The following is a 21,713-nucleotide window of genomic DNA, read 5'->3' on the forward strand; positions in this document are numbered from 1 at the left end:
GATCAGTCATGTCCCAACCTACACTGCTAAATAACGAAATCCGCGACATGCTGATGGACTGCGGCCTGTTCGACCCGTTGCTGCCGGAAGATTTTCATGTGGCCGCGGGCTACTTCAATATCAGCAGCATTGCCCAGGGCGAGGCGATTTTCCTCGAGGGCGATGCCGGCACCTTTATGTGCATCATCCACAGCGGCCAGGTGGCGGTGCAAAAAACCAACCACGACGGCCAGCGCCTGAGCATTGCCACCCTGCGTAGCGGCCGGGCCTTCGGTGAAATGGCCGTGCTTGACGGCGAGCGGCGCTCCGCCAGTTGCGTGGCCGCCAGCGACTGCGTGTTGCTGAACCTGGGCAAGGACTCCCTGGAAAAGATGCTCAACGAAGCCCCCAGGGTGGCCGCCAAGATCATCCGTGCGATTGCCATCGCGTTGTCCAAGCGCCTGCGCATGGCGGACGGGCAACTGCTCTCGCAGCAGTTTTAACCGCCCGGCGTCTTCGGCTTGCTGTCGTTTTGCAGCAGGCCGGGGACGGTCTGGTCCTTCGGCGGCGTGGGTAACACGATGGGCACCAGGGGTGGCGAGCCGTTTGTCTTGGGCTGGGCCGGCGGGCTGACTTGTGGGTACAGCGTCGGCGTGGGGGTGCCCGGTGCACCCGGCGTTGGGGCGGGCGCGACCGGTACGGTTTGCAACTCCTGAGCCTGCGCCGCACCCAATGTGAGCGCGCCAAGCACAATGACCGTTAGAATGCTGCACTTCATCGATGGCTCCATGGCCTGACCGGAATGTCACAAGGCTACTCCCAACCGCGCAAGAATGCCCTTCCCAATGAGATTTCCATGAAACGTTTCGTTCTGCTGGACACCACCCCCATCCCCGACAACGGCGGTGCCTTGTGCCTGTTCGAATACGGTGAAGATTTTGTCATCAAGATCCAGGGCGGTGACGGCGGCCAGTTGATGAACACGCGCATGCACGGCTCCGAAGACGCGCTGGCGGAAATTCCCTGCCGCAAGGTTGCCGGGCGGCCGGGTTCGCGCGTATTGATCGGGGGCTTGGGCATGGGCTTTACCCTGGCCTCGGCGCTCAAGCATTTGGGCAAGGCCGCTGAAGTGGTGGTGGCGGAATTGGTGCCCGGTGTCGTGGAGTGGAACCGTGGGCCGCTGGGGGAGAAATCCGGCCGGCCGCTGCTGGACCCGCGCACGGTGATCCGCATGGAGGACGTGGCCAAGGTGCTCCAGGCCGAGCCACAGGGGTTTGACGCGATCATGCTCGACGTCGACAACGGCCCCGAAGGCCTGACGCAAAAGGCCAACAGCTGGCTCTACTCCGCCGGGGGCCTGGCCGCGTGTGCCAAGGCGCTGCGCCCTAAAGGCGTGCTGGCGGTATGGTCGGCCAGCGCTGACAAGCTGTTCAGCGACAAACTGCGCAAAGCCGGGTTCAAGGCCGAGGAAGTGCAGGTATTTGCCCATGGCAACAAGGGCACCCGGCATACCATCTGGATTGCCGAGAAGCTCAAGGGCTGAGCACGCGCCCCAGGACACTGCAGAGCCAACGCGGGAGGGAGCTTACCCCCTCCCACATTTTCATACGGGTCAGTTGTGGGATTGGCGGTAATCGATCACATACGGCACTTTTTTATCGAAGGTCTTCTCCAGCTCATCGCGGTCCAGTTGCGTCATGCCACCCAGTTGACGGGCAGTAAAACCGCTGTCGCCGACCTGTGAACCCGGCGCCAGGCTGACCATGCGCTTGGCGAGCGCTTCAATCGCATCCTTGTAGCCGCCCTTCTTGTTCAGGTTGTACTGGCTCAAATCGATCTGCGTGCGCAGCCAGTTACCCCAGTAGAACTCGAGGAATTCCGGTGCGACAGCGCCATCATCCGGCTTGTCATAGGCGGCCTTGCGGGTGAAGTACACCAGGCTGCGGAACATATCGTCCTGCAAGTGCTTGAAGCCAAGCTGGGCCGGCAGTTCGTTCGGCGTCAGGGTTTGCCCCTGATTGTCCTTGAGCCAGACCTTGCGCGCCGTCTGCATGCGCTGCCAGAACGTAGCCAGGTCCGGGCTATTGCTGAAGTCGTCGGTCACCCTGACCCACATTTTCAACTGCGGCCCGGCGCCGGGCGCTTCCCACAAGGTGGTGAAACTGTGGTGACCGTCGGTCAGGTAGAGCTGGCCCGCCAGGCCGACCACCACGGTTTTCATGTCCTCGGGGTGGGTGCCTACCGGGTCTTTGCAGGTGAAACTGTCGGGCCGGTGCAGGTCGGCTTTCTTGGGCACCTTGTCAGCTTTGCCCTGGCCATTGGTCTCGCAGTATTCGTCGAAGATTTTCTCGGGTTTGTCGGCAAACAGCCCCAGGCTGTAATAAATCTGGTCGAACCCCACCACGGCCTGGGTCGGGTGTAATCGGTCGAGGGCAACCTCGATCACTTCGCCCGGCTTGGGGGTGGAGAACGCCTGGGCGTGAGCCGTCAGTACGCAAAGCAGAAGTGCAGCTGTCCATGTGGGTAAACGCATAGGTTTCAGATCCTTATGAAATTGAGTGAATCGATACTACAAACGCATGCCGGTGCCGGGGCTGTACGGTTGCTGAAAAAGCCAGCAGTCATTTAGTGCGCGAGCGGCTAGAATCAACCTCATCCGTGCCCCACCAAACAGCCAGGAGCCATGATGAGCTCGACCAACCCGCCCTCCCACACCGCCAAGCTGGACCGCATCCTTGCCGATGCCCAGCGCGACCGGGAAATGGGCTACCGCGACAAAGCCCTGAAGATGTATCCCCATGTCTGCGGCCGTTGTGCCCGGGAATTCGCCGGCAAACGCTTGAGCGAACTCACCGTACACCACCGAAACCACAATCATGATGACAACCCTCAGGACGGTTCAAACTGGGAGTTGCTGTGCCTGTATTGCCACGACAACGAACACTCGCGCTACACCGACCAGCAATACTTCGGCGAAGGCTCCACCAGCAGCCCGACGATTGCCAAGGCCACGCACAATCCGTTTGCGGCGCTGGCGGGGCTGATGAAGAAGGACGACTGAATCGTCACTGACTGTCCGGGCCTCTTCGCGAGCAAGCCCGCTCCCACACTCGATCGCACTCCAAAGGATAGACGCGGACAAATGTGGGAGCGGGCTTGCTCGCGAAGGCGATAGCCCAAGCACTCCATCGCTTACAGGCCGTATAATCGCCGTTTTTCTCCAAGGCACCCTTCCCCGTGGGCAATAAACGCTACAGCTGCATCGGTCTGTATAACCCCAAATCCCCCGAAAACGTCGGTTCGGTCATGCGCGCCGCCGGCTGCTACGGCGTGGCCTCGGTGTTCTACACCGGCGTGCGTTACGAGCGCGCGCGGGACTTCATCACCGACACCAAGAAGGTCCACCACGACATTCCGCTGATCGGCATCGATGACCTGAAAAAGATTCTGCCGCTGGGCTGTATCCCGGTCGCGGTGGAACTGGTGGAAGGCGCCCGCCCGCTGCCCGAATACACCCACCCCGACCGCGCGCTGTATATCTTCGGCCCCGAAGACGGCTCGCTGGATAAAGAGATCCGCGACTGGTGCGAAGACGTGGTGTACATCCCCACCACCGGCTGCATGAACCTGGCCGCCACGGTCAACGTGGTGCTCTACGACCGCCTGGCCAAGGGCAACAACACCCGTTCGGGCCCCAAGTACTGATTTTTCGGGAACATCCTGCGCCCGCCAAAGGTCAGCTACTTACACTTGCCCTTATTGGAGACGGACCATGAGCGACAGCAAAATCCTGCGACCTGTCATCGAACACACCTCGTATGAAAACCAGCCCACCCAGAACGTGCACGGCTGGGAACGCATCGGCTCGGTGGCCGGCGGCGTGATGATGGTGGGCAAAGGCCTGCGCCGTGGCGGGATTTTCGGCCTGATCCAGGTGGCGATTGGCGGTGTGGCGCTGGTGCGCGGTGTCACCGGGCACAGTTCGTTCAAGGACAAACTCGAGCAGGGGCGCCAGGAAATGAACAGCGTGCGCACCAAGATCGAACGTGCGGGCGCCGAGTTGAAAAACTTGAAGACCAAGGCTGAAGTGGCCGCAGAAAAAACCGTGAAAACCACAGGCTGATGCTCAACGCCTATCCAATGAAGATCTGAATGTGGGAGGGGGCTTGCCCCCTCCCACATTTTGCTCTGTGTACGGCTTGGAATCAGTGCAGCAGTTTTGAGTCCAGCACCACCGACGACTCACCGATAATGCTCGCGGCCAGCTGCACAAACTCCGCGGTGGTGATGCTGTTGGCTCGCATCACAGCCTGCGCGAGGTCATCCAGGGAACGTTTGTTGTGGGTTTTCACGCGAATCTCGCGGTCCAGGTCCTGCAACACCACCACTGCCCGTGACACCGTCGCGCCGCTGATCTGCTCGCCACGCAGCGTGGTCACGTCCTTGCCCTCCTTCGCCAGACGCGCCTGTATCGCTTGATACCGTTCATCGGTGATGCCACCGGCGCGGCGCAGCAATTCGATGGCGTAATACTCGCCCATGCCCTCGCTGATCCAGTCACTGGTCTCGTGATCGTTGAAACGGCCGATCGCCTGCACCACTTCCCGAATCAGCGGGCTGCTGCCGTTTTCGCTGACCAGCGGCGTGCGGCTGTTGAGGTAGATCGAGTCGCGGCCCGAGAAGGCGCCACGCCGCATCGGGTCGCTGGCCCCCACAATCAACAGCTTGGCCGGATGGCGCGGGAACGCCGCTTCCACCTGCGGCCAGACGAAGGTCAGCAGGGTCAGCACGTCCATGCGGCGCATGGCCTGGCCCTTGGGCGAAGCGACTGTCACTTCACTGTCGCCCAGGCGTACGCGGCGGCTGCCGAGGTTGCCGGCGAGCATCCAGCCGGTCGGCCGGTCGAACAGGCGCGAGACGTTGTCGATGCGAAATTTGTTCTTGCCGATGCGTGGCCAGGCGGTTTCGATGCTTTTCCAGCCCGCCGGCAGCTCGAACACCAGGCGCGAGACCAGTTCGACACCGTCCTGCTGGTCGAGACGTGCGGGCGGCACCAGGTCTTCGCCGCGAAACAGTGCCCAGGCTGGCGTCATCCGCGCTTCATAGACACCCGGTTTGCGCGCATGGGTCAGGCGTACCCGGTAGGTCAGGCTGGCTTTGCTGGCGCTGGGTTGCCACAGGCCATGGCGTGCATTGACACTCCACTGGCCATCGGCCTTGAAGTCGCTGTAGTCACCGCCCGTGCCGAGGTCGAAGTTCAGGCTGCGCACCGCCGAGCCCTGGGACAGGCTCAGCCGTACCTCGGCCTGATCGCTCTGGGGCAGCAGCTTGACGTGATAATCCAGGTCGACTTTCTTCGCGCACCACGCCGGCGAGCTCAGCGCCAACACTGCCAGGCTCACCGCCAGCTTGGTTACCACCCTCATACACACTCCTTTTTAACCCGCGCGGAAAATCAGGTAATCCTCCCAGTCGTCCTCGGGCACGCTGCCTTCGCTGAGCATGCGCCCGGACTGGGAAATGCGTTCGTGGTGCACGGCGTCGCGGTCGCCGCAGACCAGGTGGTGCCACAACGGCAGGTCCTTGCGCTCGCTGACCAGGCGATAGCCGCAGGTCGGCGGCAGCCATTTGAACTGGTCGGCCTGGCCCGGGGTGAGCTGGATGCAGTCGGGCACCGAGGCGCGGCGGTTGGGGTAGTCGGTGCACTGGCAGGTCTTCAGGTCGAGCAGTTTGCAAGCGATGCGCGTGTAATAGACGCTGCTGTCGTCTTCATCCTCAAGCTTTTGCAGGCAGCACAGGCCGCAGCCGTCGCACAACGACTCCCACTCCTCCTGGTCGAGGTGTTCAAGGGTTTTGCGTATCCAGAAAGGTTCGACTTTGGCGGCCATGGCTCTACATCAGTATCGGTCGGTGAAAAGGCCGCCAGTCTAGTGCCACAGACCCTTGGGGCCAAGCGCTTGCGACTGGCGGTGTTACAAGACTTGTCAGTCCAGCGGCGGCGCAGTAGCTTTGAACGCCGAATTGACGATCAGGAATAGCCCATGACACGCGTTGCCGATTACCCGATCCACACCCAGTTCACCGAACGCTGGTCGCCCCGCGCATTCACCGGCGAGAGCATTCCGCAGGAAACCCTGCTGAGCTTTTTCGAAGCCGCGCGCTGGGCGCCGTCGGCCTACAACTCGCAGCCGTGGCGCTTTCTCTACGCACGCCGTGATACGCCGGATTGGCAACGCTTCCTGGGCCTGCTGAATGAATTCAACCGGGGCTGGGCGCAGCACGCGTCGGCCCTGGTGATCATCGCGTCGAAAACCGATTTCATCGCCCCCGGCGCCACCGAAGAAACCCCGGCGCTGTGGCACACCTTCGACACCGGCTCGGCCTGGGGCCACCTGGCGCTGCAAGCCAGCATCAGCGGCTGGCACACCCACGGCATGGCCGGTTTCGATCAGGAACTGACCCGCAAAGAGCTGAAAATCCCCGACGGTTACGCGCTGCACGCCGCCGTGGCCGTGGGCAAGCTGGGCGACAAGTCGACCCTGCCTGAATACCTGCAAGGCCGTGAAGTGCCGAGCCCGCGCAAGCCGCTGAGCGAGCTGGTGTCTGAAGGTGATTTCAGCCTGTAAGCCTGATACAGGACAACAGGTGGGAGGGAGTAAGCCCCCTGCCACCTGTTGAGCTTAGTTGTGTCAGTAACCGCGCTCGAAGCTGACTTCGCCGCGCAACGCGTGCTTGGCCTGATACGCGCGCACGTTCTGTACAAACAACGCCACCATCATCGACGGCGAGGTCGGCGCCGAACTGTGCCCGGTCAGCAGCAGGCCCCACGCGGTCCAGAACGGATGGCGCTGCGGCAACGGCTCCTGGCGGCAGACGTCGATCACCGCGCCGGCCAGGTGCCCTTCTTTCAAGGCTTCGACCAGATCGGCATCGACCACGGCCACACCGCGCCCGACATTGATAAACAACCCGGTCGGCTTGAATTGCTTGAACAGCGCCGCGTTGTACACATCGTGGGTTTCCGGCGTGTTGGGCAGCAGGTTGATCACGTAATCCACCTCCCCCACCAGGCGGCCCAGTTGATCCAGCCCGGCGACTTCGATAAAGGGCGCCTGCTCACGGGCGCTGCTGGCGATGCCATACAGCTTGACGCCAAATGGCAACAGAAACTCGGCAACACTTTGCCCGATATCCCCCGTCCCCACGATCAATGCCTTGCGCCCCGCCAGGCTCTGGCCCATGCGGTTGTCCCACTTGCGCTCGACCTGGCTGACCAGCCGCGCAAGCACTTCGCGCTCGTGGCCAAGCATATAAGTGAGCACGAACTCGGCCATGACCTGGCCAAAGATGCCGACCGCACGGGTCAGGCGATAGTCGCGCGGCAAGCCTTCGGCCAGCAGCGGCGTGATGCCGGCCCAGGTCGATTGCAGCCATTGCGGCTGGTGGCCCTGGCGCAACAAGGTGGCCAACAGGTCCGGCTGGCCGAGCCATACCGGGCAATCGGCGGCCAGGCGCGACAGCTCGGCCGAGTCGCCGCTGGTCAGCACCTCAAGGTCCGGGGCCGCTTCGCTCAGCAATTGGGCGTATAGGGGGTGATCCTGTTCAGCAATCAGAACACGCATGGTTCAAACCTTTCAAAAACACTGCAGACGGCCGCCCGCATCCTTACGGCCACCGCCCACGCAGACAATTGCATTGAAGAATGTGCCCCGAACAGGGCACTGACCGATCACATCGGGTCGTTGCGACGCAGCAGCTCTTCGGGCAAGTGCTCGATGTACTCGTCCTCGGCCGGCGGCATCTGCAGGTGGTAGCCCTGCTTGTCGAGGTTTTCCAGGACCACAGTGATGTCTTCGCGCGACAGCTTGCGCTCAGGGGTCAGTATCATTTCAAACGCGAGATGGGCCTTGCCGAAGGCGGCCATCAAGGGCTCCGGCACGCGCTCCAGGGCGTCGCTTTTCAGCACATAGAGGTACATGCCGTCTTTTTTCAGGCTGCGATAAATCGAGCAGATACGTTTCAAGGCTGTTCTCCGGCAGTGGCCAGGCTGTCGAGCAGCGCCTGGCCCATCAACTCGCGGCGCCAGCCACGCAGCGAGTCTGGCAATTTATAAGGCCCGTCGGGGTAGCCACTTTTAACCAGGGCTTCGAGGGTTTTCTTGCGCAGCATCAGTTCCGGTGCCATGTCCAGGCGTTCGGCTTCGGCTTGGCCCAGGGCGCGCAGTTGCTTGATCAGCGTGGCGGCGTCCACCGGCAGCGGCTCGGCCACCGCAGGCGGCCATTGGTCCATCGGCACGCTGCCGGCGCGCTTGATCAGGTCCAGCAAGAACTGGCCATCCTGACGCACGGTGCGCGGGTGCATGTCTTCGATCTTGCCCAGGGCGGCGAGGTTATCCGGCTGGGATTTGGCCAGCGGCCACAACGAATGCTCGCGGATGATGCGGTTGCGCGGCAGGTCACGCGCGCGCGCCTGCTGCTCGCGCCAGGCGCACAGTTCACGCAAGACCGCGAGCTGGGCACGCGAGAGTTTCCACGCCAGCTTGGCGTCGCGGTACACCTCGTACGGGTCGACCTCGCGGCGCAAGTTGGCCACCAGTTCGGCGCCGTCTTCCAGCACCCAGGCGTACTTGTCGTCCGACAGCTGCGGGCGCAGGCGAATGTAGACCTCGGCCAGGTGCACCGCGTCTTCGGCGGCGTAGCTCACCTGGGTCTCGGACAATGGCCGCTGCAGCCAGTCCGAGCGGGTCTCGCCCTTGGGCAGCTCGATATCCAGCACGGCCTGCACCAGGCGCGAATACCCCATGGAGAACCCGAGGTTCAGGTAAGCGGCGGCCAATTGGGTGTCGAACAACGGCACCGGCAGGCTGCCGGTCAGGCGCAGCAACACTTCCAGGTCTTCACTGCAGGCGTGCACCACCTTGATCACCGCCGGGTTTTCCAGCAAGGCGGCCAGGGGTTGCCAGTTGTCGATGGTCAGGGGGTCGATCAGGTAAGCGCGCACGCCATCGCCGATCTGGATCAGCCCGGCAATGGGATAAAAGGTGTCGACCCGCATGAATTCGGTGTCGAGGGCGACGAATGGCAACTGCTGCCATTCGGCGCAATGCTGGCCGAGGCTATCGTTGTCGCAGATCCAGTGAATATCGATGGCCACACGGCTCTCCCTTGAAGAATGGCGCGCAGTATATATCGCGAAAGGGACTTGCGAGCATCCGAGTGCACAGGCAACCATGAAAACTCAGACAGCAGACGAAGAATAGTCCGACAGGCGGAAGTTATCCTCTCTTACGCAGAACGTAGACCCGCCACAGGTGGGAGCCTGGCATGAATTCCTGGTGATTCAGAATCTTGAAGCCGGCCTGACGAAATTCGTCTTCCACCGGGGTGCGCGACGGCACCGAGACAATCACCGTGTCACGGCTGACCCGATGGAACTCGCGCAGCAAGGCGAGGCGCCCTTCGCTGCTGGGCACATGACGAAACAACTCCACGCAAAAGATGCAATCCACTGCGTTAGCCGACAAACCAATGGAAAATGCCGAACCCTGAAACGTCTTGATTCGCTTGAGCAAGGACGCCGGGTGATGGGTGCGCGCGTGGTCGAGCATGTCCTGGGAGCTGTCACAGGCCAGGATCACCCGGTTGACGTGCTCGGCCAACACCGGCCAGAAGCGCCCCGAGCCGCAGGCCAGGTCCAGCACCAGCCCGGGTTCGCCGGCAACCTTGAGCGCCTGGCGCACCAACCACTCATCGCGCCATGACGCCAGGCGCCGACGCAACCCCGGTGGGCGTGTGTCCGCGCAGACCCTGGCGTGCTCGCGGTCGCAACGCTCGGCGTATTCAATTTCGATCGAGGAAGGAGGTTGTGGCGACATCACGGGCTCATGTGAGTTAAACGGTGGTAAACGACCTTGATTCGCAGCTTAAACACTGCAACGTGAAAAAAAGGTCGAAGCCGCCATGGCCCGTTGCTTTTATCTGTGGTGAAAGGGCCTGCTCACTCCAGAACAGCCCATTGCGCTGCATCACGCCTGATGCAGGTACCAGCGCCAATCCTGCTCGCCCACCTCACCCATAAACTGACGATATTCGGCACGTTTCACCGCCAAATAAACACCCAGAAATTCACCGCCAAACGCCTCCCGCGCCCAGCTCGAATCTTCCAGCGCACGCAGGGTGGTCAGCCAATCGGTGGGCAGCAATTGCTTGGCCTGGGCGTAACCGTTGCCTTCCACGGGGGCGCCGGGGTCGCGTTGTTCGCGGATGCCACGGTGGATCCCAGCAAGGATCGCCGCCGCCGCCAGGTACGGGTTGGCATCGGCCCCGCAGAGGCGATGTTCGATGTGCCGCGAATGAGCCGGGCCGCCCGGCACGCGCAGGCTCACGGTACGGTTGTCGACGCCCCAGGTGGCGGCCAGCGGCGCATAACTGTTGGTCTGGAAACGGCGATAGGAGTTGGCGTTGGGACAGAACAGCAGCAGCGAATCAAGCAAGGTGCTGAGCATGCCGCCGACCGCGTGGCGCAACAGCGGCGTGCCGTCGGCGGCTTCGCTGGCGAACAGGTTATTGCCCTGGGCATCGGCCAGGCTGACGTGCATGTGCATGCCGGTGCCCGCCAGGTCATCGAACGGCTTGGCCATAAAACACGCGGCCATCCCGTGTTTGTGCGCCACGCCCTTGACCAGGCGCTTGTAACGCACGGCTTCGTCCATCGCCTGCAGGGCGTCGGAGCGGTGTTCCAAGGTGATTTCCACTTGGCCCGGGGCGTATTCGGAGATCGCCGTGCGCGCCGGAATGCCCTGCAGCTTGCAGGCGCTGTACAAGTCCGCGAGGAATGGCTCGATCTGCTCCAGTTCACGCAGGCCATACACCTGGGTCGAGCGCGGGCGGTTGCCGTCCACATCCCGCGCCGGTTGCGGCCGGCCATGGCTGTCGCGCTGCTGATCGATCAGATAGAACTCCAGTTCAGCCGCCATCACCGGGTAATAACCGTCGGCTTTCAGCCCGTCGATGACCTTGGCCAACAAGTGCCGGGGGTCGGCCACGGTGGCAGGCAACCCTTCGGTGGGGTGCATGCTGACTTGCACGGCGGCGGTCGGGATAAGGCGCCACGGCATGCGCTGCAAGCTGCCGCTGACCGGGTAGGCGCGGCAGTCGATATCGCCGACCTCCCACACCAGCCCGGAGTTTTCCACGTCATCGCCATTGATGGTCAGGCCGAGGATGGTGCTGGGCAACGGTCGGCCGCTTTCATACACCGCCAACAGTTCGTCGCGGTGCAGCAACTTGCCGCGCGGCACGCCGTTGTTGTCGAGGATAAACAGCTCGAACATTTCGATGTCGGGGTTGTGTTCAAGGAAAGACTGGGCTTCGTGCAGGTTGGCGAAAACACTCATGGGAAATCTCATACGTTTGCGTCAGGCAGGCGCGCAGGCGCTGCCGGGCAGATGCGCACAGGTGCGTCATCCATGGGATAGATCAACGTAGGAGAAAGGTATCTGGTGGGCGCGCGTGTCGGCAGTGGAACAAGGCCCAGAAGGCCAGTGCGGAAGGCAGTTTTGCGAGGTGAATGTCGGTGCAGCCGTCCATACGCACGTCACAGTCAAAGGGATGCCCAGCAGCGTCACACGCCTGGATGGGGGGTTAAATTCAGGGTTGATGGAGTTAGGTTGCGACTTGGCTAAACATTCGCCGCCCTTGCCAGCGCGCCGCGCAGCTGGAAATAATGGCCGCCCCCGATCATGCCCCAAGGACTCGATCGCATGAAAACAACAATAACCCTGTGCGTCCTCGCAAGCCTGGCAACCAGCGCCTTGGCCGACCCCACGCCGTCGCGCCTCGACCAGGTGCTGCAGCGCGGCACGCTGACCGTGTGCACCACCGGCGACTACAAGCCCTACACCTCGCTGCGCGCCGATGGCAGCTACGAAGGCATCGACATCGCCATGGCCGAGTCCCTGGCCAAGAGCCTCAACGCGAAAATCCAATGGGTGCCCACCACCTGGAAGAACCTGATGCCGGACTTTCTCGCGCAGCGTTGCGACATCGCGGTGGGCGGGATTTCGGTGTCCCTGGAGCGCCAGAAAAAAGCCTTCTTCAGCCAGTCCCTTGGAGTCGACGGCAAGATCCCACTGGTGCGCTGCGCGGATGTGCAGCGCTACCAGACCGTCGAGCAGATCAACCAGCCGCAGGTCCGGGTGATCGAACCGGCGGGCGGCACCAACGAAATCTTTGCCCGGACCCACCTGGGCCAGGCGCAAATCCGCCTGCATGACAACGTGACGATTTTCGACGAACTGCTGGCGGGCAAGGCTGACGTGATGATCACCGACGCCAGCGAAGCGCGTTACCAGCAAAAACTCAAGCCGGGGCTGTGTGCGGTCAACCCGGAACGGCAGATGCAATACAGCGAAAAAGCCTTCCTGCTGCCCCGCGATGATGTGGCGTGGAAAAGTTATGTCGACCAGTGGTTGCACTTGAGCGTCGCCACCGGTGTATACGACGGCATCGTCAATCAATGGCTGGCGGCGCCATGAGCCGCAGCCGTCTACGCTGTTGGCACATCCAATAATAATGAGGGACGCAACATGAAGGGACTGCTTCGCGCCACCTGGCTGCTGCTGTTGTGTTTCAGCCAGGTGCACGCCGCGACAACTCAGGATGAGGACGCGCAGGCGGCCAAGGCCTTGCTGGAAAAAGCCCTGGCCTATTACCAGAGCAACGGCGACAAGGCGTTTGCCGCGTTCAGCCGCCAGGGCGAGTTTATCGACCAGGACCGCTACGTGTTTGTGGTCGATACCCAGGGCGTGCTGCTGGCCAGCGGCGGCCCCTCCTCCGCGCTGATCGGCCGCGATGTGTCCGAGGTGCTCGGGCCGGACTTGCGCCAGTCATTCAAGGAGGCACTCAAGGTGCCGGAGGGCCAGGGTGTGCAGCAGGCCGACTACCGCTGGCAGAACTGGAACGACGGCAAGGTCGAGCACAAGCATGTGTTCTTCCAGCGGGTAGGTGAGCGCATCCTGGCGGTGGGTTATTACCTGCCGCGCGCGACGCCGGAACAGGCGCGGGGGCTGCGTAACAAAGCGGTGAACGCGTTGCTCAAGGATGAGGTGGGTACGCTCAAGGCGATCAATTCATTGCAGGGCGGGTTTCTGCAGGATGATCTGTATGTGTTTGTGGTGGACCTGAATACCCAGCGTTATGTGGCCCATGGCACCACGTTGCGGCTGATCAATACGGACTTCAGCAAGGTCAAGGACCCTGACGGGAAGCCGGTGGGCGAGCCGATCTTGAAGCTGATGGCCGAGCAGGACCAGGGTGAGTACAAGTACCGCTGGAAAAATCCGGTGACTGACAAGGTTGAGAACAAGCACGCGTATGTGCGTAAGGCTGGGCACTTTATGGTGGCGGTGGGGTATTACAGTCCTTGATCCGGATTGAAATGCACCCAAATGTGGGAGGGGGGGCTTGCCCCCGATACCGGTGGGTCAGCCACCCGATGCATCAACTGACACGCCCTCATCGGGGGCAAGCCCCCTCCCACATCTGGATCTGTATTCTTCCAGTTAGCTGGCCTTGTCTTCACGCCCGCGCAGCACCCGGTTGGGCATCGCAATCGCCGCCGCCAACCCCAGCAACGACACCGCCGCACTGACCATCAGCAAATGCCGGAACGTCAGCGCCAACTCCGCGCGCAACGCATCCTGCGCCGCCCCAGGCGCCGCGTTGAGCCCGTCCAGCAGCACATTGCCGGAGCTGCCCTCCCCCCCCAGCCCGGCACTGGCCAAATGCGCAAAACTCGAACCCTGCAACAACGCCAGCAGCAACGCCGACATACACGCCACGCCCACCGCCCCGCCCAACGAACGGAACAGGTTAGTGGTACTGGTCGCCACCCCGATGTCCCGCTGTTCCACCGAATTCTGCGAGCCCACCAGGGAGGTAGGAAACTGCATCCCCCCGGCAATCCCGCACAGCAGCATAAACATCCCGGCCAGCATCACGTCCTGCGGTGCACTGAACGCCATGCCAAGAATCGCGAAAGGACTCAACAGCGCGCCACTGAGGATCATCGGTTTATAGCGCCCGGTCACCGAGGTCATGCGCCCCGCAGAATAAGCCCCGATGGGCAGCCCGATCGCCAGCGGCAGCAAGTGCAAGGCCGCACTGTCAGCACCGGCGCCGGTCACCGTCTGAAAGCGCAGCGGCATCAATACCGTCAGGGAGATCGCCTGGAAGCTGGTGAAAAACACCGTGCACCAACACAGCACCGCACTGCGGTTGGCGAACAAATGCATCGGCAACAACGGCTCACGTGCGCGGCGCTCATGCCAGACAAACACCGTCAGCGCCACCAGCGCGCAGGCCAGCAACCCCAGCACTTCATCGTCGCGCCAAGCGTGGCCCTGGCCAATTTCGGTAATGCCCAGCAGCAAGGCGGTCAAGCCGATGATCATCAGCACGGTGCCGAGGTAATCGATGATCGGCTTGCGTTGCGGCACCGGCAGGCCCACCAGAGTGCGATGGGCCACGTACCAGGCGCCGGCGCCCAACGGCAGGTTGATCAGGAACACCCAGCGCCACGACAGGTATTCGGTCATGTAACCGCCCAGTACCGGCCCGGCCACGCTGGCCACCGCGTACATGCTGCTGAAATAGCCCTGGTAGCGACCGCGCTCACGCGGCGGGATGATGTCGCCGATAATCGCCTGGCTGACCGAGATCATGCCGCCCGCGCCGATGCCCTGCAGGACCCGCGCCAGCACCAGTTGCTCCATGCTTTGCGCCATGGCGCAGAACAGCGATGCCAGGGTGAACAGGCCCATGCCGATCAGCATCATCGGCCGGCGCCCATACAGGTCGCCGAGCTTGCCGTAGATCGGCACCGCCACCGTCATTGCCACCATGTAGCCGGAGATCACCCAGGCCAGCAGGTTGACGTCGTGGAACTGCGCGGAAATCGCCGGCATCGACACAGCGACGATGGTCTGGTCGAGGGCGCCAAGGAAAATCGCCATCATCAACGCGGCGAGAATACTACGCACGGCAGGGACAGGCGGGGCGGGTTGATTGAGCTGAGTCACGGCAGAACCTTCGAGCAGGGCCCACGGATAAGGTCGCCCGCGGGAATGCCCGATACGATAGCAGGCTATTCGATAGCCTCGTAAGGAAGCCCGACGTAATTTTCTGCGATGGTCTGGCGCCCCGCCTGGGAACCGATGAAATACGCCAGCTCACTCTCGGCAATCCGCTGGCTGAACCCATCCGCCTCGGGAAACGGGTGCAGCATCGAAGTCATCCACCACGAGAATCGCTCGGCCTTCCACACGCGCCGCAAGCAGATTGCCGAGTAGCGTTCCAGCAAGTCCACCCGCCCCTCGCGGTACACCTTGAGCAAAATCCTGAACAGCGTGCTCACATCACTCGCCGCCAGGTTCAAACCCTTGGCCCCGGTGGGCGGCACGATATGCGCCGCATCGCCGAGCAGGAACAGGCGCCCGTACTGCATCGGTTCCACCACAAAGCTGCGCAGGGGCGCGATGCTTTTCTCGATGGACGGGCCGGTCACCAACTGCTCGGCAAGCTGGCTGGGCAGGCGGGTTTTCAGCTCGTCCCAGAAGCGTGCGTCCGGCCACTCATCCAGCGGCTCTTCGAGCGGCACTTGCAGGTAATAACGGCTGCGCGTCGGCGATCGCATGCTGCACAGGGCAAAGCCGCGCGGGTGCTTGGCGTACACCAGCTCAGGGTGCACTGGCGGTGTGTCGGCCAGAACGCCCAGCCAACCGAACGGGTAGACGCGCTCGAAGACTTGCAGTGATTCAGCCGGGATCGACTGGCGCGCCACGCCGTGGAAACCATCGCAGCCGGCGATGTAGTCACACTCCAGGCGAAAGGCCTCGCCCTGGTGTTCGAAGGTCAGCCAGGGCTGATCAGTTTTCAGGTCGTGCGGCTGCACGTTGTGCGCTTCGTAGAGGGTGGTGGCGCCGGCAGCGACGCGGGCGGCCATCAGGTCGCGGGTGACTTCGGTCTGGCCGTAGATCATCACCGACTGGCCACCGGTCAGCGCCTTGAGGTCGATATGCGTGAGCTGACCATTCAATGCCAGCTCGAAGCCGTGATGCACCAGCCCTTCACTGTCCATGCGTTGACTGACGCCAGCCTGGCGCAGCAGGTCGACCATGCCCTGCTCCAGCACTCCGGCACGGATGCGGCCTTGCACGTAATCGGCGGTCTGGCGCTCTAGAATCAGGGTGTGGATGCCGGCGTTGTGCAGCAACTGGCCGAGCAACAGACCGGACGGCCCGGCGCCGATAATCGCGACTTGGGTTTTCAGGGTTTTCATTATTGTTATGGCCCGCAAGTTCCACCCGAACGGATCGAGTGAAAGAGTTGTCATTGGAATTGTTGCTGACATTTTTCACTTGAGTGGCCGGCATAAGAAGGTGAAAACTGAGACAAAGCCTGCGCTTTTTGCCAATCGGGGCGATTACCGCACCACTCTTCTGAGTATCGGATTGAAACCATGACCAATACCGCGATTCCGGTCTTCAAGCTTTACGGGGAACGCCAGCAATGGCCGACGCCCGATTTGTTGCACTGCGAAACCATTTCCCGCCGCAGTCGGGAGTACCAGTGGGAAATCCAGCCCCACCGGCACGCGGATCTGTGCCAATTGCTGTATGTGCACAAAGGCCAGGCTCAGTTGGAAATCGAAGGCCGGCGCACCACCCTCAGCGAAGCAACGCTGCAGGTATTGCCGCCGCTGTGCGTGCATGGATTCCGGTTTGCGGAAGATGTGGAAGGTTACATCGTGACCCTGGCGGCGCCGCTGGTCAGCCATTTGCAGACGCAATTGGCCGGTGCCTCGGCTGAGGGCTTGCAGATACTGGGCAGCTACCCGGCGGGCAAGGACAGCGACTGCCTCAACAGCCTGTTCACCCGCCTGCAGGAAGAATATGCCGATGAGCAACCGGCCCGGGACATGCTGATGCATGCCCTGGTCAGTGTGTTGCTGGTGTGGATCAGCCGCCAGGCCATCCAGCGTCGTCACACGCGCGCGCCCAGGGGGCGGGAGTATTTCCGACGCTTCACCCAGCTGGTCGAGCAACATTACCGCGAACACCCAAAGATCGAGGACTTGGCCCACAAGCTGGGGATCTCGGTCTCACACCTCAATGGCACGTGTCGGGAATTGGGTGGGCAGCCTGCGCTGCAGATCATGCATGACCGCCAATTGCTGGAAGCCAAGCGCCTGCTGACTTACACCAGCATGACCATCAATGAAATGTCGGAGGTGTTGGGCTTTTCCGACCCGACCAACTTTTCTCGGCTGTTTCGCCGACGGGTCGGGTTCTCACCCAAGGCGTTTCGCGAGCAACTCAAGGCCGAACAGCCGGTTACCTGAGCGCGCTGAAACTGCCGGTATGGGGCACGCATTGGTCCTGATGGCAGCTGATCGCGAAGGTCGGCTGCATGCGGGTCTGTTCAACCCGGTAGGCGGCGGTGCCGTAAAGCGCGGTGGCCAGGGCGGCAAGCATGAAAATCATCAGGTACTTTCTGATTTTTAGTGGCATGGCACAGACCTCTGAGCGGATCTACTCGGTGCTGTTTAAAGCATAGGCCAGCCACGGCGAGTTGCCATTATCGGGCGACATTCAACACGTTTATGTCGGCTCAGAGACCGATATCCCACGCCGGCTCCTCCGGGAACCTCACCACCAGAAAATCCAGCAGGCTGCGCAGCGCCGCCGGCATGTGTTTGCGCGAGGCGTACACCGCGTAGATGTGCATCTGCCGGGGTTCGGCACTGGGCAGCAGGCGCACCAGTTCGCCACGGCGTATGTAGTCGCCGGCCTGGTAACTGGGCAGCATCGACACCCCGGCGCCGGCCAGCGTCACGCGCAGCAAGGTACTCGCCTCGTTGGAGGTGATGTTGCCGGTGATGGGCACCGAGACGTGCTCGCCGTGCTCTTCGAAATGCCACAGGCTTTTGCCGAAATAAGAGTGGGTCAGGCAATTGTGCCGGGCCAGGTCCTCGACTTTCTGCGGCGCCGGATGCTCGAGCAGATAAGCCGGCGTGGCGCACACCACAGAACGGCAGACCGTCAGGCGCCGGGCAATCAGGTTGGGGTCCAGGTCATTGCTGGTACGAATCGCCAGGTCGATGCGCTCGTCCACCAGGTTCACGGTGCGGTCGAGCATCTGCAGGTCGACGGTGACCAGCGGGTAGCGCCGCACGTACTCGGCAATCGCATCGGCCAGTTGCGCCTGGCCGAACGAGGTGCTGACGCTCAGGCGCAGCAGGCCACGGGGCGCGTCATCCGGCTCGCTGACGGCGGCCTGCATGTCGGCGCTCAGGTCGAGTAATTGACGGCAGCGTGGCAGGGTTTCTGCGCCGGCGGCGGTCAGGCTGAGCTTGCGCGTGGTGCGGTGCAGCAGGCGCGCGCCGACCCAGTCTTCCAGCTCGGCGAGGTAACGCGACACTACCGGGCGCGAAAGGTCCAGATGGTCGGCGGCGGCGGACTGGCTGCCGAGATCCACCACAGTAACAAACACACGCATTGCTTGAAGACGATCCATGATTTGCACGCTTTTAGAAACAAACTATGTCCCAGCATCGCATTTTTAGTCTCGTTTAGTGCAACTAAGCTCTGCACATCCCATACCGATGGCAGGAGCTGCCCCGATGTTCTCGACTTTCAAGCGCTTGAGCCTGGCCACCGCCGCGCTGGCCTTCGCTGCCCACGCGGCCGCCGCTGAGCTGACCCTGGACGTGTACAACCCAGGCGAAGCGGCGATCTTCCCGGTCAGCTCGGTGCTGGTCAGCGGCGCCAAGGACGCGATCCTGGTGGACGCGCAGTTCGGCAAAAGCCAGGCCGAGCAACTGGTGCAGAGAATCCGCGCCAGCGGCAAGCACCTGACCACCATCTATATCAGCCACGGCGACCCGGATTACTACTTCGGCCTGGACACCCTGACCGCCGCCTTCCCCGATGCCAAGGTGCTGGCCCCGCAACCGGTGGTCGACCATATCAAGGCCACCGTGGCCGGCAAGCTGGCGTTCTGGGGCCCGAAAATGGGCGCCGACAAACCCGCCAAAACCATCGTGCCGCAGGTGCTCGAAGGCCACAGCCTGACCCTTGAAGGCCAGCCGCTGGAAGTGATCGGCCTGGACGGCCCGCAACCGGATCGCAGTTTTGTGTGGATCCCGTCGATCAAGGCCGTGGTGGGTGGCGTGGTGGTCGCAGAGAATATTCACCTGTGGATGGCTGACACCCAGAGCGCCCAATCGCATAAAAACTGGCTCGAAACCCTGCACCGTATCGAACAGCTGAACCCGCGCACGGTGGTTCCGGGCCACTACCTGGGCACACCTACACTTGAATCCGTGACCTTTACCGCCGACTACATCCAGGCCTTTGACGATGAAACCGCCAAGGCCAAGGACTCCGCGGCCCTGATCGCAGCAATGAAAAAGCGCTACCCCACCCTCGCCGACGAAAGCTCGCTGGAACTCAGCGCCAAAGTCGCCAAGGGCGAAATGAAGTGGTGAATTGGTTTCAAACCCTGACTGACTGGAGAACATCATGAGCAAGATCGCAATCATTGGCGCCACCGGCCGTGCCGGTAGCCAACTGCTGGAAGAAGCACTGCGTCGTGGGCACAGCGTTGTGGCGATTGCGCGCAATGTTGAATCAATTGATCCGAAGCCGGGCGTCACCGTCAAACAGGCCGATGCCTTGAACGCTGACGAACTGCAACAGGCGGTCAGCGGCAGCGATGTGGTGATCAGTGCCGCGCACTTTGCCACCCTGCCCGCCGCCGCCGTGATCGGCCCGGTGAAACAGGCCGGGGTGAAACGCCTGCTGGTGGTGGGCGGTGCGGGTTCGCTGCTGCTGCCGGACGGCAGTCGAGTGATCGACAGCGCAGGCTTCCCGGCTGAGTACAAGGCCGAAGCCAGCGCCGGGGCGGCATTCCTCGACGTGCTGCGCCAGGAGAAGGCACTGGATTGGACCTTCTTGTCACCCTCGGCAGAGTTCGTTGAAACCGAGCGCACCGGTACATTCCGTCTGGGCCAGGATGAGCTGCTGGTGAGCAGTGAAGGCCGCAGCTGGATCAGCTTTGCCGACTACGCCATCGCCTTGATTGACGAGGTGGAAACACCCAAGCATTCGCGCCAGCGTTTCACCGTGGGCTACTGACCCTGTGGGAGGGGCGGTGCGACGATTCGACTTGCCCCCCTCCCACATTTTGAAATTCGGTGTTAAGGCTGTTGTGCCTGGCTGACCAGCCAGTTCATCAAGGCCAGCAGCCCCACAGACGGCTGCGACCCAGGCGGATACACCAGGTGATACCCCATCCCCGTCGGCACCCGCAGTTCAAACGGCGTGGCCAGGCGTCCGGCCTTCAGGTCCTCGCCAATCAACGCACTGTCGCCAATCGCCACGCCTGAACCCTGGGACGCTACCGTCATCGCCAAATCCAGGGTTTCAAAATGGTGCCCCTGGGCCAGGTTGCTCAAACGCGTATTCGCCGCCTTCAGCCACAACGCCCAATCGCGCTCGTCGCGCGTGGGGTGCAGCAACACCTGTTGCTGCAGGTCCGCAGGCTCGCGCAAGGCGCCGAGCAACGCGGGGGCGCAAACCGGTGTGAGTTGTTCATCGAACAGATGCCGCGCCTCGGTCGATTGCTCGGCGATCGGTGCATAAATCACCGCCGCGTCGAATCGCTCGCGGCGAAAGTCCACGGTGTAGGCCACGGTGGTGGTGAGCTCCACCGGCACGTCCGGGCGCTCCTTCTGCCACTGCATCAAACGCGGCAGCAACCAACGCATCACACAGGTCGAGGCCTTGAGTTGCAGGGTTTCGCGACGGCTGCCGATCTGCTCCACGGCCTCACCCAGCAGGCCAAACACCTGCTGGGCACGCAGCGACCATTCGCGGCCCTCCTCGGTCAGGCTCAGGCCGCGCGCCTGGCGCTGGAACAACGCGTAGCCCAAGTGGCTTTCGAGCCCGGCGATCTGCCGGCTCACCGCGCCCTGGGTGATGTGCAGGCGCTCGGCGGCGCGGGTGAAATTGCAGCACTGGGCCGTGACCCAAAACGTGTGCAAGGCAGGCAGTGGCGGAAGGCGCTTCATCGGGTTGAGCCATGACGTGGAGACATGGCTAGTATGACTTTTTATCGATTGTTGCCGCTACCGGCCAGCCGCTCCAATACCGCCTCGAATCCATAACAAGAGCGACATGTATGGCGACCTGCGGCGAAGTATTGGTCAACCTCCTGGAACGCTACGGCGTCGACCAGGTGTTCGGCATCCCCGGCGTGCACACCGTGGAGCTGTATCGCGGCCTGGCCCGCTCGAGCATCCGCCACGTGACCCCGCGCCACGAACAGGGCGCCGGCTTCATGGCCGACGGCTATGCACGTACCAGCGGCAAGCCGGGCGTGTGCTTTATCATCACCGGGCCGGGCATGACCAATATCACCACAGCCATGGGCCAGGCGTATGCCGACTCGATCCCGATGCTGGTGATTTCCAGCGTGCAATCGCGCAGCCAATTGGGCGGCGGGCGCGGCAAGCTGCACGAGCTGCCGAACCAGGGCGCGATGATCGCCGGTGTGGCGGCGTTCTCGCACACACTGATGTCGGCAGCGGAGTTGCCGGGTGTGTTGGCGCGGGCGTTTGCGCTGTTCCAGGCGGGGCGGCCGCGCCCGGTGCATATCGAAATCCCGTTGGAT

The 21,713-nt window shown here is 62.4% G+C and carries 26 protein-coding genes; 12 read left to right on the forward strand and 14 right to left on the reverse strand.

The window, feature by feature from the left end; translation table 11 throughout:
* The first annotated feature begins 8 nt into the window (after positions 1–8).
* Complete coding sequence (locus WBR57_RS09720; RefSeq protein WP_424083639.1) at positions 9–482, forward strand: cyclic nucleotide-binding domain-containing protein; 474 nt, start codon at positions 9–11, stop codon at positions 480–482.
* Here WBR57_RS09720 and WBR57_RS09725 read toward each other — a convergent pair.
* Positions 479–757 carry a hypothetical protein gene (locus tag WBR57_RS09725; RefSeq protein WP_424083640.1) on the reverse strand — a complete coding sequence of 93 codons (279 nt, stop codon included), beginning with the start codon at positions 755–757 and terminating at the stop codon, positions 479–481. The two genes, WBR57_RS09720 and WBR57_RS09725, sit on opposite strands and share 4 nt — an antisense overlap.
* Positions 758–835: 78 nt before the next feature.
* Here WBR57_RS09725 and WBR57_RS09730 point away from each other — a divergent pair, with 78 nt between their 5' ends.
* Positions 836–1,522, forward strand: a complete 687-nt coding sequence (locus WBR57_RS09730) for a spermidine synthase (RefSeq protein WP_122542824.1) — start codon at positions 836–838, stop codon at positions 1,520–1,522.
* 69 nt (positions 1,523–1,591) lie between these two features.
* Here WBR57_RS09730 and WBR57_RS09735 read toward each other — a convergent pair whose 3' ends face one another.
* Positions 1,592–2,512 (reverse strand): ParB/Srx family N-terminal domain-containing protein, encoded by a 921-nt coding sequence (locus WBR57_RS09735; protein WP_424083641.1) that lies wholly within the window; start codon positions 2,510–2,512, stop codon positions 1,592–1,594.
* Positions 2,513–2,665: 153 nt separating this feature from the next.
* Between WBR57_RS09735 and WBR57_RS09740 the strand changes: the two genes are divergently transcribed.
* From WBR57_RS09740 to WBR57_RS09750, 3 genes are all read left to right on the forward strand, one after another.
* Entirely contained in the window at positions 2,666–3,040 is a 375-nt protein-coding gene (locus WBR57_RS09740; protein WP_003210675.1) for a YajD family HNH nuclease, read from the forward strand.
* A 176-nt stretch (positions 3,041–3,216) separates the two neighbouring features.
* Complete coding sequence (locus WBR57_RS09745; RefSeq protein ID WP_003189607.1) at positions 3,217–3,684, forward strand: RNA methyltransferase; 468 nt, start codon at positions 3,217–3,219, stop codon at positions 3,682–3,684.
* A gap of 67 nt (positions 3,685–3,751) precedes the next feature.
* Positions 3,752–4,102 (forward strand): YgaP family membrane protein, encoded by a 351-nt coding sequence (locus WBR57_RS09750; RefSeq protein ID WP_424083642.1) that lies wholly within the window; start codon positions 3,752–3,754, stop codon positions 4,100–4,102.
* An 82-nt stretch (positions 4,103–4,184) separates the two neighbouring features.
* Here the strand turns inward: WBR57_RS09750 and WBR57_RS09755 are convergent, their stop codons facing one another.
* Positions 4,185–5,405: a hypothetical protein gene (locus WBR57_RS09755; RefSeq protein WP_424083643.1), complete on the reverse strand. Its 1,221-nt coding sequence runs from the start codon at positions 5,403–5,405 to the stop codon at positions 4,185–4,187.
* 12 nt (positions 5,406–5,417) lie between these two features.
* The gene (locus WBR57_RS09760) at positions 5,418–5,867 is read right to left on the reverse strand and encodes a YcgN family cysteine cluster protein (protein WP_424083644.1); all 450 of its coding nucleotides are present in this window, start codon (positions 5,865–5,867) and stop codon (positions 5,418–5,420) included.
* A gap of 153 nt (positions 5,868–6,020) precedes the next feature.
* Between WBR57_RS09760 and WBR57_RS09765 the strand changes: the two genes are divergently transcribed.
* Positions 6,021–6,605: a nitroreductase family protein gene (locus tag WBR57_RS09765; protein WP_424083645.1), complete on the forward strand. Its 585-nt coding sequence runs from the start codon at positions 6,021–6,023 to the stop codon at positions 6,603–6,605.
* A gap of 63 nt (positions 6,606–6,668) precedes the next feature.
* On the opposite strand, the gene WBR57_RS09770 is transcribed toward WBR57_RS09765, so the two are convergent.
* The 5 genes from WBR57_RS09770 to WBR57_RS09790 all read right to left on the reverse strand — a co-directional run bounded on the left by WBR57_RS09770 (position 6,669) and on the right by WBR57_RS09790 (position 11,374).
* Positions 6,669–7,601: a D-2-hydroxyacid dehydrogenase gene (locus WBR57_RS09770; RefSeq protein WP_424083646.1), complete on the reverse strand. Its 933-nt coding sequence runs from the start codon at positions 7,599–7,601 to the stop codon at positions 6,669–6,671.
* A gap of 107 nt (positions 7,602–7,708) precedes the next feature.
* Complete coding sequence (locus tag WBR57_RS09775; RefSeq protein WP_056857316.1) at positions 7,709–8,002, reverse strand: YcgL domain-containing protein; 294 nt, start codon at positions 8,000–8,002, stop codon at positions 7,709–7,711.
* Entirely contained in the window at positions 7,999–9,132 is a 1,134-nt protein-coding gene (gene rnd / locus WBR57_RS09780; protein ID WP_424083647.1) for a ribonuclease D, read from the reverse strand. The genes WBR57_RS09775 and rnd overlap by 4 nt, the downstream gene beginning before the upstream one ends.
* A 121-nt stretch (positions 9,133–9,253) precedes the next feature.
* Positions 9,254–9,853: a class I SAM-dependent methyltransferase gene (locus WBR57_RS09785; protein WP_424083648.1), complete on the reverse strand. Its 600-nt coding sequence runs from the start codon at positions 9,851–9,853 to the stop codon at positions 9,254–9,256.
* Between the two features lie 150 nt (positions 9,854–10,003).
* A complete protein-coding gene (locus tag WBR57_RS09790) occupies positions 10,004–11,374 on the reverse strand; it encodes a glutamine synthetase family protein (protein WP_424083649.1) in 1,371 nt (456 codons plus the stop codon).
* Positions 11,375–11,740: 366 nt separating this feature from the next.
* Between WBR57_RS09790 and WBR57_RS09795 the strand changes: the two genes are divergently transcribed.
* Positions 11,741–12,514, forward strand: coding sequence for a transporter substrate-binding domain-containing protein (locus WBR57_RS09795; protein ID WP_424083650.1), 774 nt, complete (start codon positions 11,741–11,743; stop codon positions 12,512–12,514).
* A gap of 51 nt (positions 12,515–12,565) precedes the next feature.
* Positions 12,566–13,405, forward strand: coding sequence for a cache domain-containing protein (locus tag WBR57_RS09800; RefSeq protein WP_424083651.1), 840 nt, complete (start codon positions 12,566–12,568; stop codon positions 13,403–13,405).
* Between the two features lie 135 nt (positions 13,406–13,540).
* Here the strand turns inward: WBR57_RS09800 and WBR57_RS09805 are convergent, their stop codons facing one another.
* Positions 13,541–15,058, reverse strand: coding sequence for an MDR family MFS transporter (locus WBR57_RS09805; protein ID WP_424083652.1), 1,518 nt, complete (start codon positions 15,056–15,058; stop codon positions 13,541–13,543).
* A 65-nt stretch (positions 15,059–15,123) separates the two neighbouring features.
* Positions 15,124–16,308 carry a 4-hydroxybenzoate 3-monooxygenase gene (pobA, locus tag WBR57_RS09810; RefSeq protein WP_424083660.1) on the reverse strand — a complete coding sequence of 395 codons (1,185 nt, stop codon included), beginning with the start codon at positions 16,306–16,308 and terminating at the stop codon, positions 15,124–15,126.
* 189 nt (positions 16,309–16,497) lie between these two features.
* On the opposite strand from pobA, the gene WBR57_RS09815 reads away from it, so the two are divergent.
* Positions 16,498–17,379: a helix-turn-helix domain-containing protein gene (locus WBR57_RS09815; RefSeq protein ID WP_424083653.1), complete on the forward strand. Its 882-nt coding sequence runs from the start codon at positions 16,498–16,500 to the stop codon at positions 17,377–17,379.
* Here the strand turns inward: WBR57_RS09815 and WBR57_RS09820 are convergent.
* The gene (locus WBR57_RS09820) at positions 17,372–17,548 is read right to left on the reverse strand and encodes a hypothetical protein (protein ID WP_424083654.1); all 177 of its coding nucleotides are present in this window, start codon (positions 17,546–17,548) and stop codon (positions 17,372–17,374) included. The two genes, WBR57_RS09815 and WBR57_RS09820, sit on opposite strands and share 8 nt — an antisense overlap.
* Positions 17,549–17,648: 100 nt before the next feature.
* Entirely contained in the window at positions 17,649–18,554 is a 906-nt protein-coding gene (locus tag WBR57_RS09825) for a LysR family transcriptional regulator (RefSeq protein WP_424083655.1), read from the reverse strand.
* Between the two features lie 106 nt (positions 18,555–18,660).
* Between WBR57_RS09825 and WBR57_RS09830 the strand changes: the two genes are divergently transcribed.
* Both WBR57_RS09830 and WBR57_RS09835 read left to right on the forward strand, forming a co-directional pair.
* Entirely contained in the window at positions 18,661–19,527 is an 867-nt protein-coding gene (locus WBR57_RS09830) for an MBL fold metallo-hydrolase (protein ID WP_424083656.1), read from the forward strand.
* Positions 19,528–19,561: 34 nt separating this feature from the next.
* Positions 19,562–20,176 carry an NAD(P)-dependent oxidoreductase gene (locus WBR57_RS09835; RefSeq protein WP_424083657.1) on the forward strand — a complete coding sequence of 205 codons (615 nt, stop codon included), beginning with the start codon at positions 19,562–19,564 and terminating at the stop codon, positions 20,174–20,176.
* Between the two features lie 62 nt (positions 20,177–20,238).
* On the opposite strand, the gene WBR57_RS09840 is transcribed toward WBR57_RS09835, so the two are convergent.
* Positions 20,239–21,111: a LysR substrate-binding domain-containing protein gene (locus WBR57_RS09840; RefSeq protein ID WP_424083658.1), complete on the reverse strand. Its 873-nt coding sequence runs from the start codon at positions 21,109–21,111 to the stop codon at positions 20,239–20,241.
* Positions 21,112–21,221: 110 nt separating this feature from the next.
* On the opposite strand from WBR57_RS09840, the gene WBR57_RS09845 reads away from it, so the two are divergent.
* Positions 21,222–21,713 (forward strand): thiamine pyrophosphate-binding protein (locus tag WBR57_RS09845; protein ID WP_424083659.1); only part of this gene is annotated, 492 nt, incomplete at its 3' end.

This window comes from Pseudomonas sp. (assembly GCF_049590575.1).
Taxonomy (GTDB): domain Bacteria; phylum Pseudomonadota; class Gammaproteobacteria; order Pseudomonadales; family Pseudomonadaceae; genus Aquipseudomonas.

Bases quoted from the DNA above. Each gene is read 5' to 3' on its own strand.
- WBR57_RS09825 (WP_424083655.1), bottom strand. From the start codon at position 18,554: ATGGATCGTCTTCAAGCAATGCGTGTGTTTGTTACTGTGGTGGATCTC.
- WBR57_RS09765 (WP_424083645.1), top strand. From the start codon at position 6,021: ATGACACGCGTTGCCGATTACCCGATCCACACCCAGTTCACCGAACGC.
- WBR57_RS09750 (WP_424083642.1), top strand. From the start codon at position 3,752: ATGAGCGACAGCAAAATCCTGCGACCTGTCATCGAACACACCTCGTAT.
- WBR57_RS09730 (WP_122542824.1), top strand. From the start codon at position 836: ATGAAACGTTTCGTTCTGCTGGACACCACCCCCATCCCCGACAACGGC.
- WBR57_RS09735 (WP_424083641.1), bottom strand. From the start codon at position 2,512: ATGCGTTTACCCACATGGACAGCTGCACTTCTGCTTTGCGTACTGACG.
- WBR57_RS09740 (WP_003210675.1), top strand. From the start codon at position 2,666: ATGAGCTCGACCAACCCGCCCTCCCACACCGCCAAGCTGGACCGCATC.
- WBR57_RS09815 (WP_424083653.1), top strand. From the start codon at position 16,498: ATGACCAATACCGCGATTCCGGTCTTCAAGCTTTACGGGGAACGCCAG.
- WBR57_RS09790 (WP_424083649.1), bottom strand. From the start codon at position 11,374: ATGAGTGTTTTCGCCAACCTGCACGAAGCCCAGTCTTTCCTTGAACAC.
- WBR57_RS09720 (WP_424083639.1), top strand. From the start codon at position 9: ATGTCCCAACCTACACTGCTAAATAACGAAATCCGCGACATGCTGATG.
- WBR57_RS09835 (WP_424083657.1), top strand. From the start codon at position 19,562: ATGAGCAAGATCGCAATCATTGGCGCCACCGGCCGTGCCGGTAGCCAA.
- WBR57_RS09755 (WP_424083643.1), bottom strand. From the start codon at position 5,405: ATGAGGGTGGTAACCAAGCTGGCGGTGAGCCTGGCAGTGTTGGCGCTG.
- WBR57_RS09795 (WP_424083650.1), top strand. From the start codon at position 11,741: ATGAAAACAACAATAACCCTGTGCGTCCTCGCAAGCCTGGCAACCAGC.
- WBR57_RS09725 (WP_424083640.1), bottom strand. From the start codon at position 757: ATGAAGTGCAGCATTCTAACGGTCATTGTGCTTGGCGCGCTCACATTG.
- WBR57_RS09840 (WP_424083658.1), bottom strand. From the start codon at position 21,111: ATGAAGCGCCTTCCGCCACTGCCTGCCTTGCACACGTTTTGGGTCACG.
- WBR57_RS09830 (WP_424083656.1), top strand. From the start codon at position 18,661: ATGTTCTCGACTTTCAAGCGCTTGAGCCTGGCCACCGCCGCGCTGGCC.
- WBR57_RS09785 (WP_424083648.1), bottom strand. From the start codon at position 9,853: ATGTCGCCACAACCTCCTTCCTCGATCGAAATTGAATACGCCGAGCGT.
- WBR57_RS09770 (WP_424083646.1), bottom strand. From the start codon at position 7,601: ATGCGTGTTCTGATTGCTGAACAGGATCACCCCCTATACGCCCAATTG.
- WBR57_RS09800 (WP_424083651.1), top strand. From the start codon at position 12,566: ATGAAGGGACTGCTTCGCGCCACCTGGCTGCTGCTGTTGTGTTTCAGC.
- WBR57_RS09760 (WP_424083644.1), bottom strand. From the start codon at position 5,867: ATGGCCGCCAAAGTCGAACCTTTCTGGATACGCAAAACCCTTGAACAC.
- WBR57_RS09820 (WP_424083654.1), bottom strand. From the start codon at position 17,548: ATGCCACTAAAAATCAGAAAGTACCTGATGATTTTCATGCTTGCCGCC.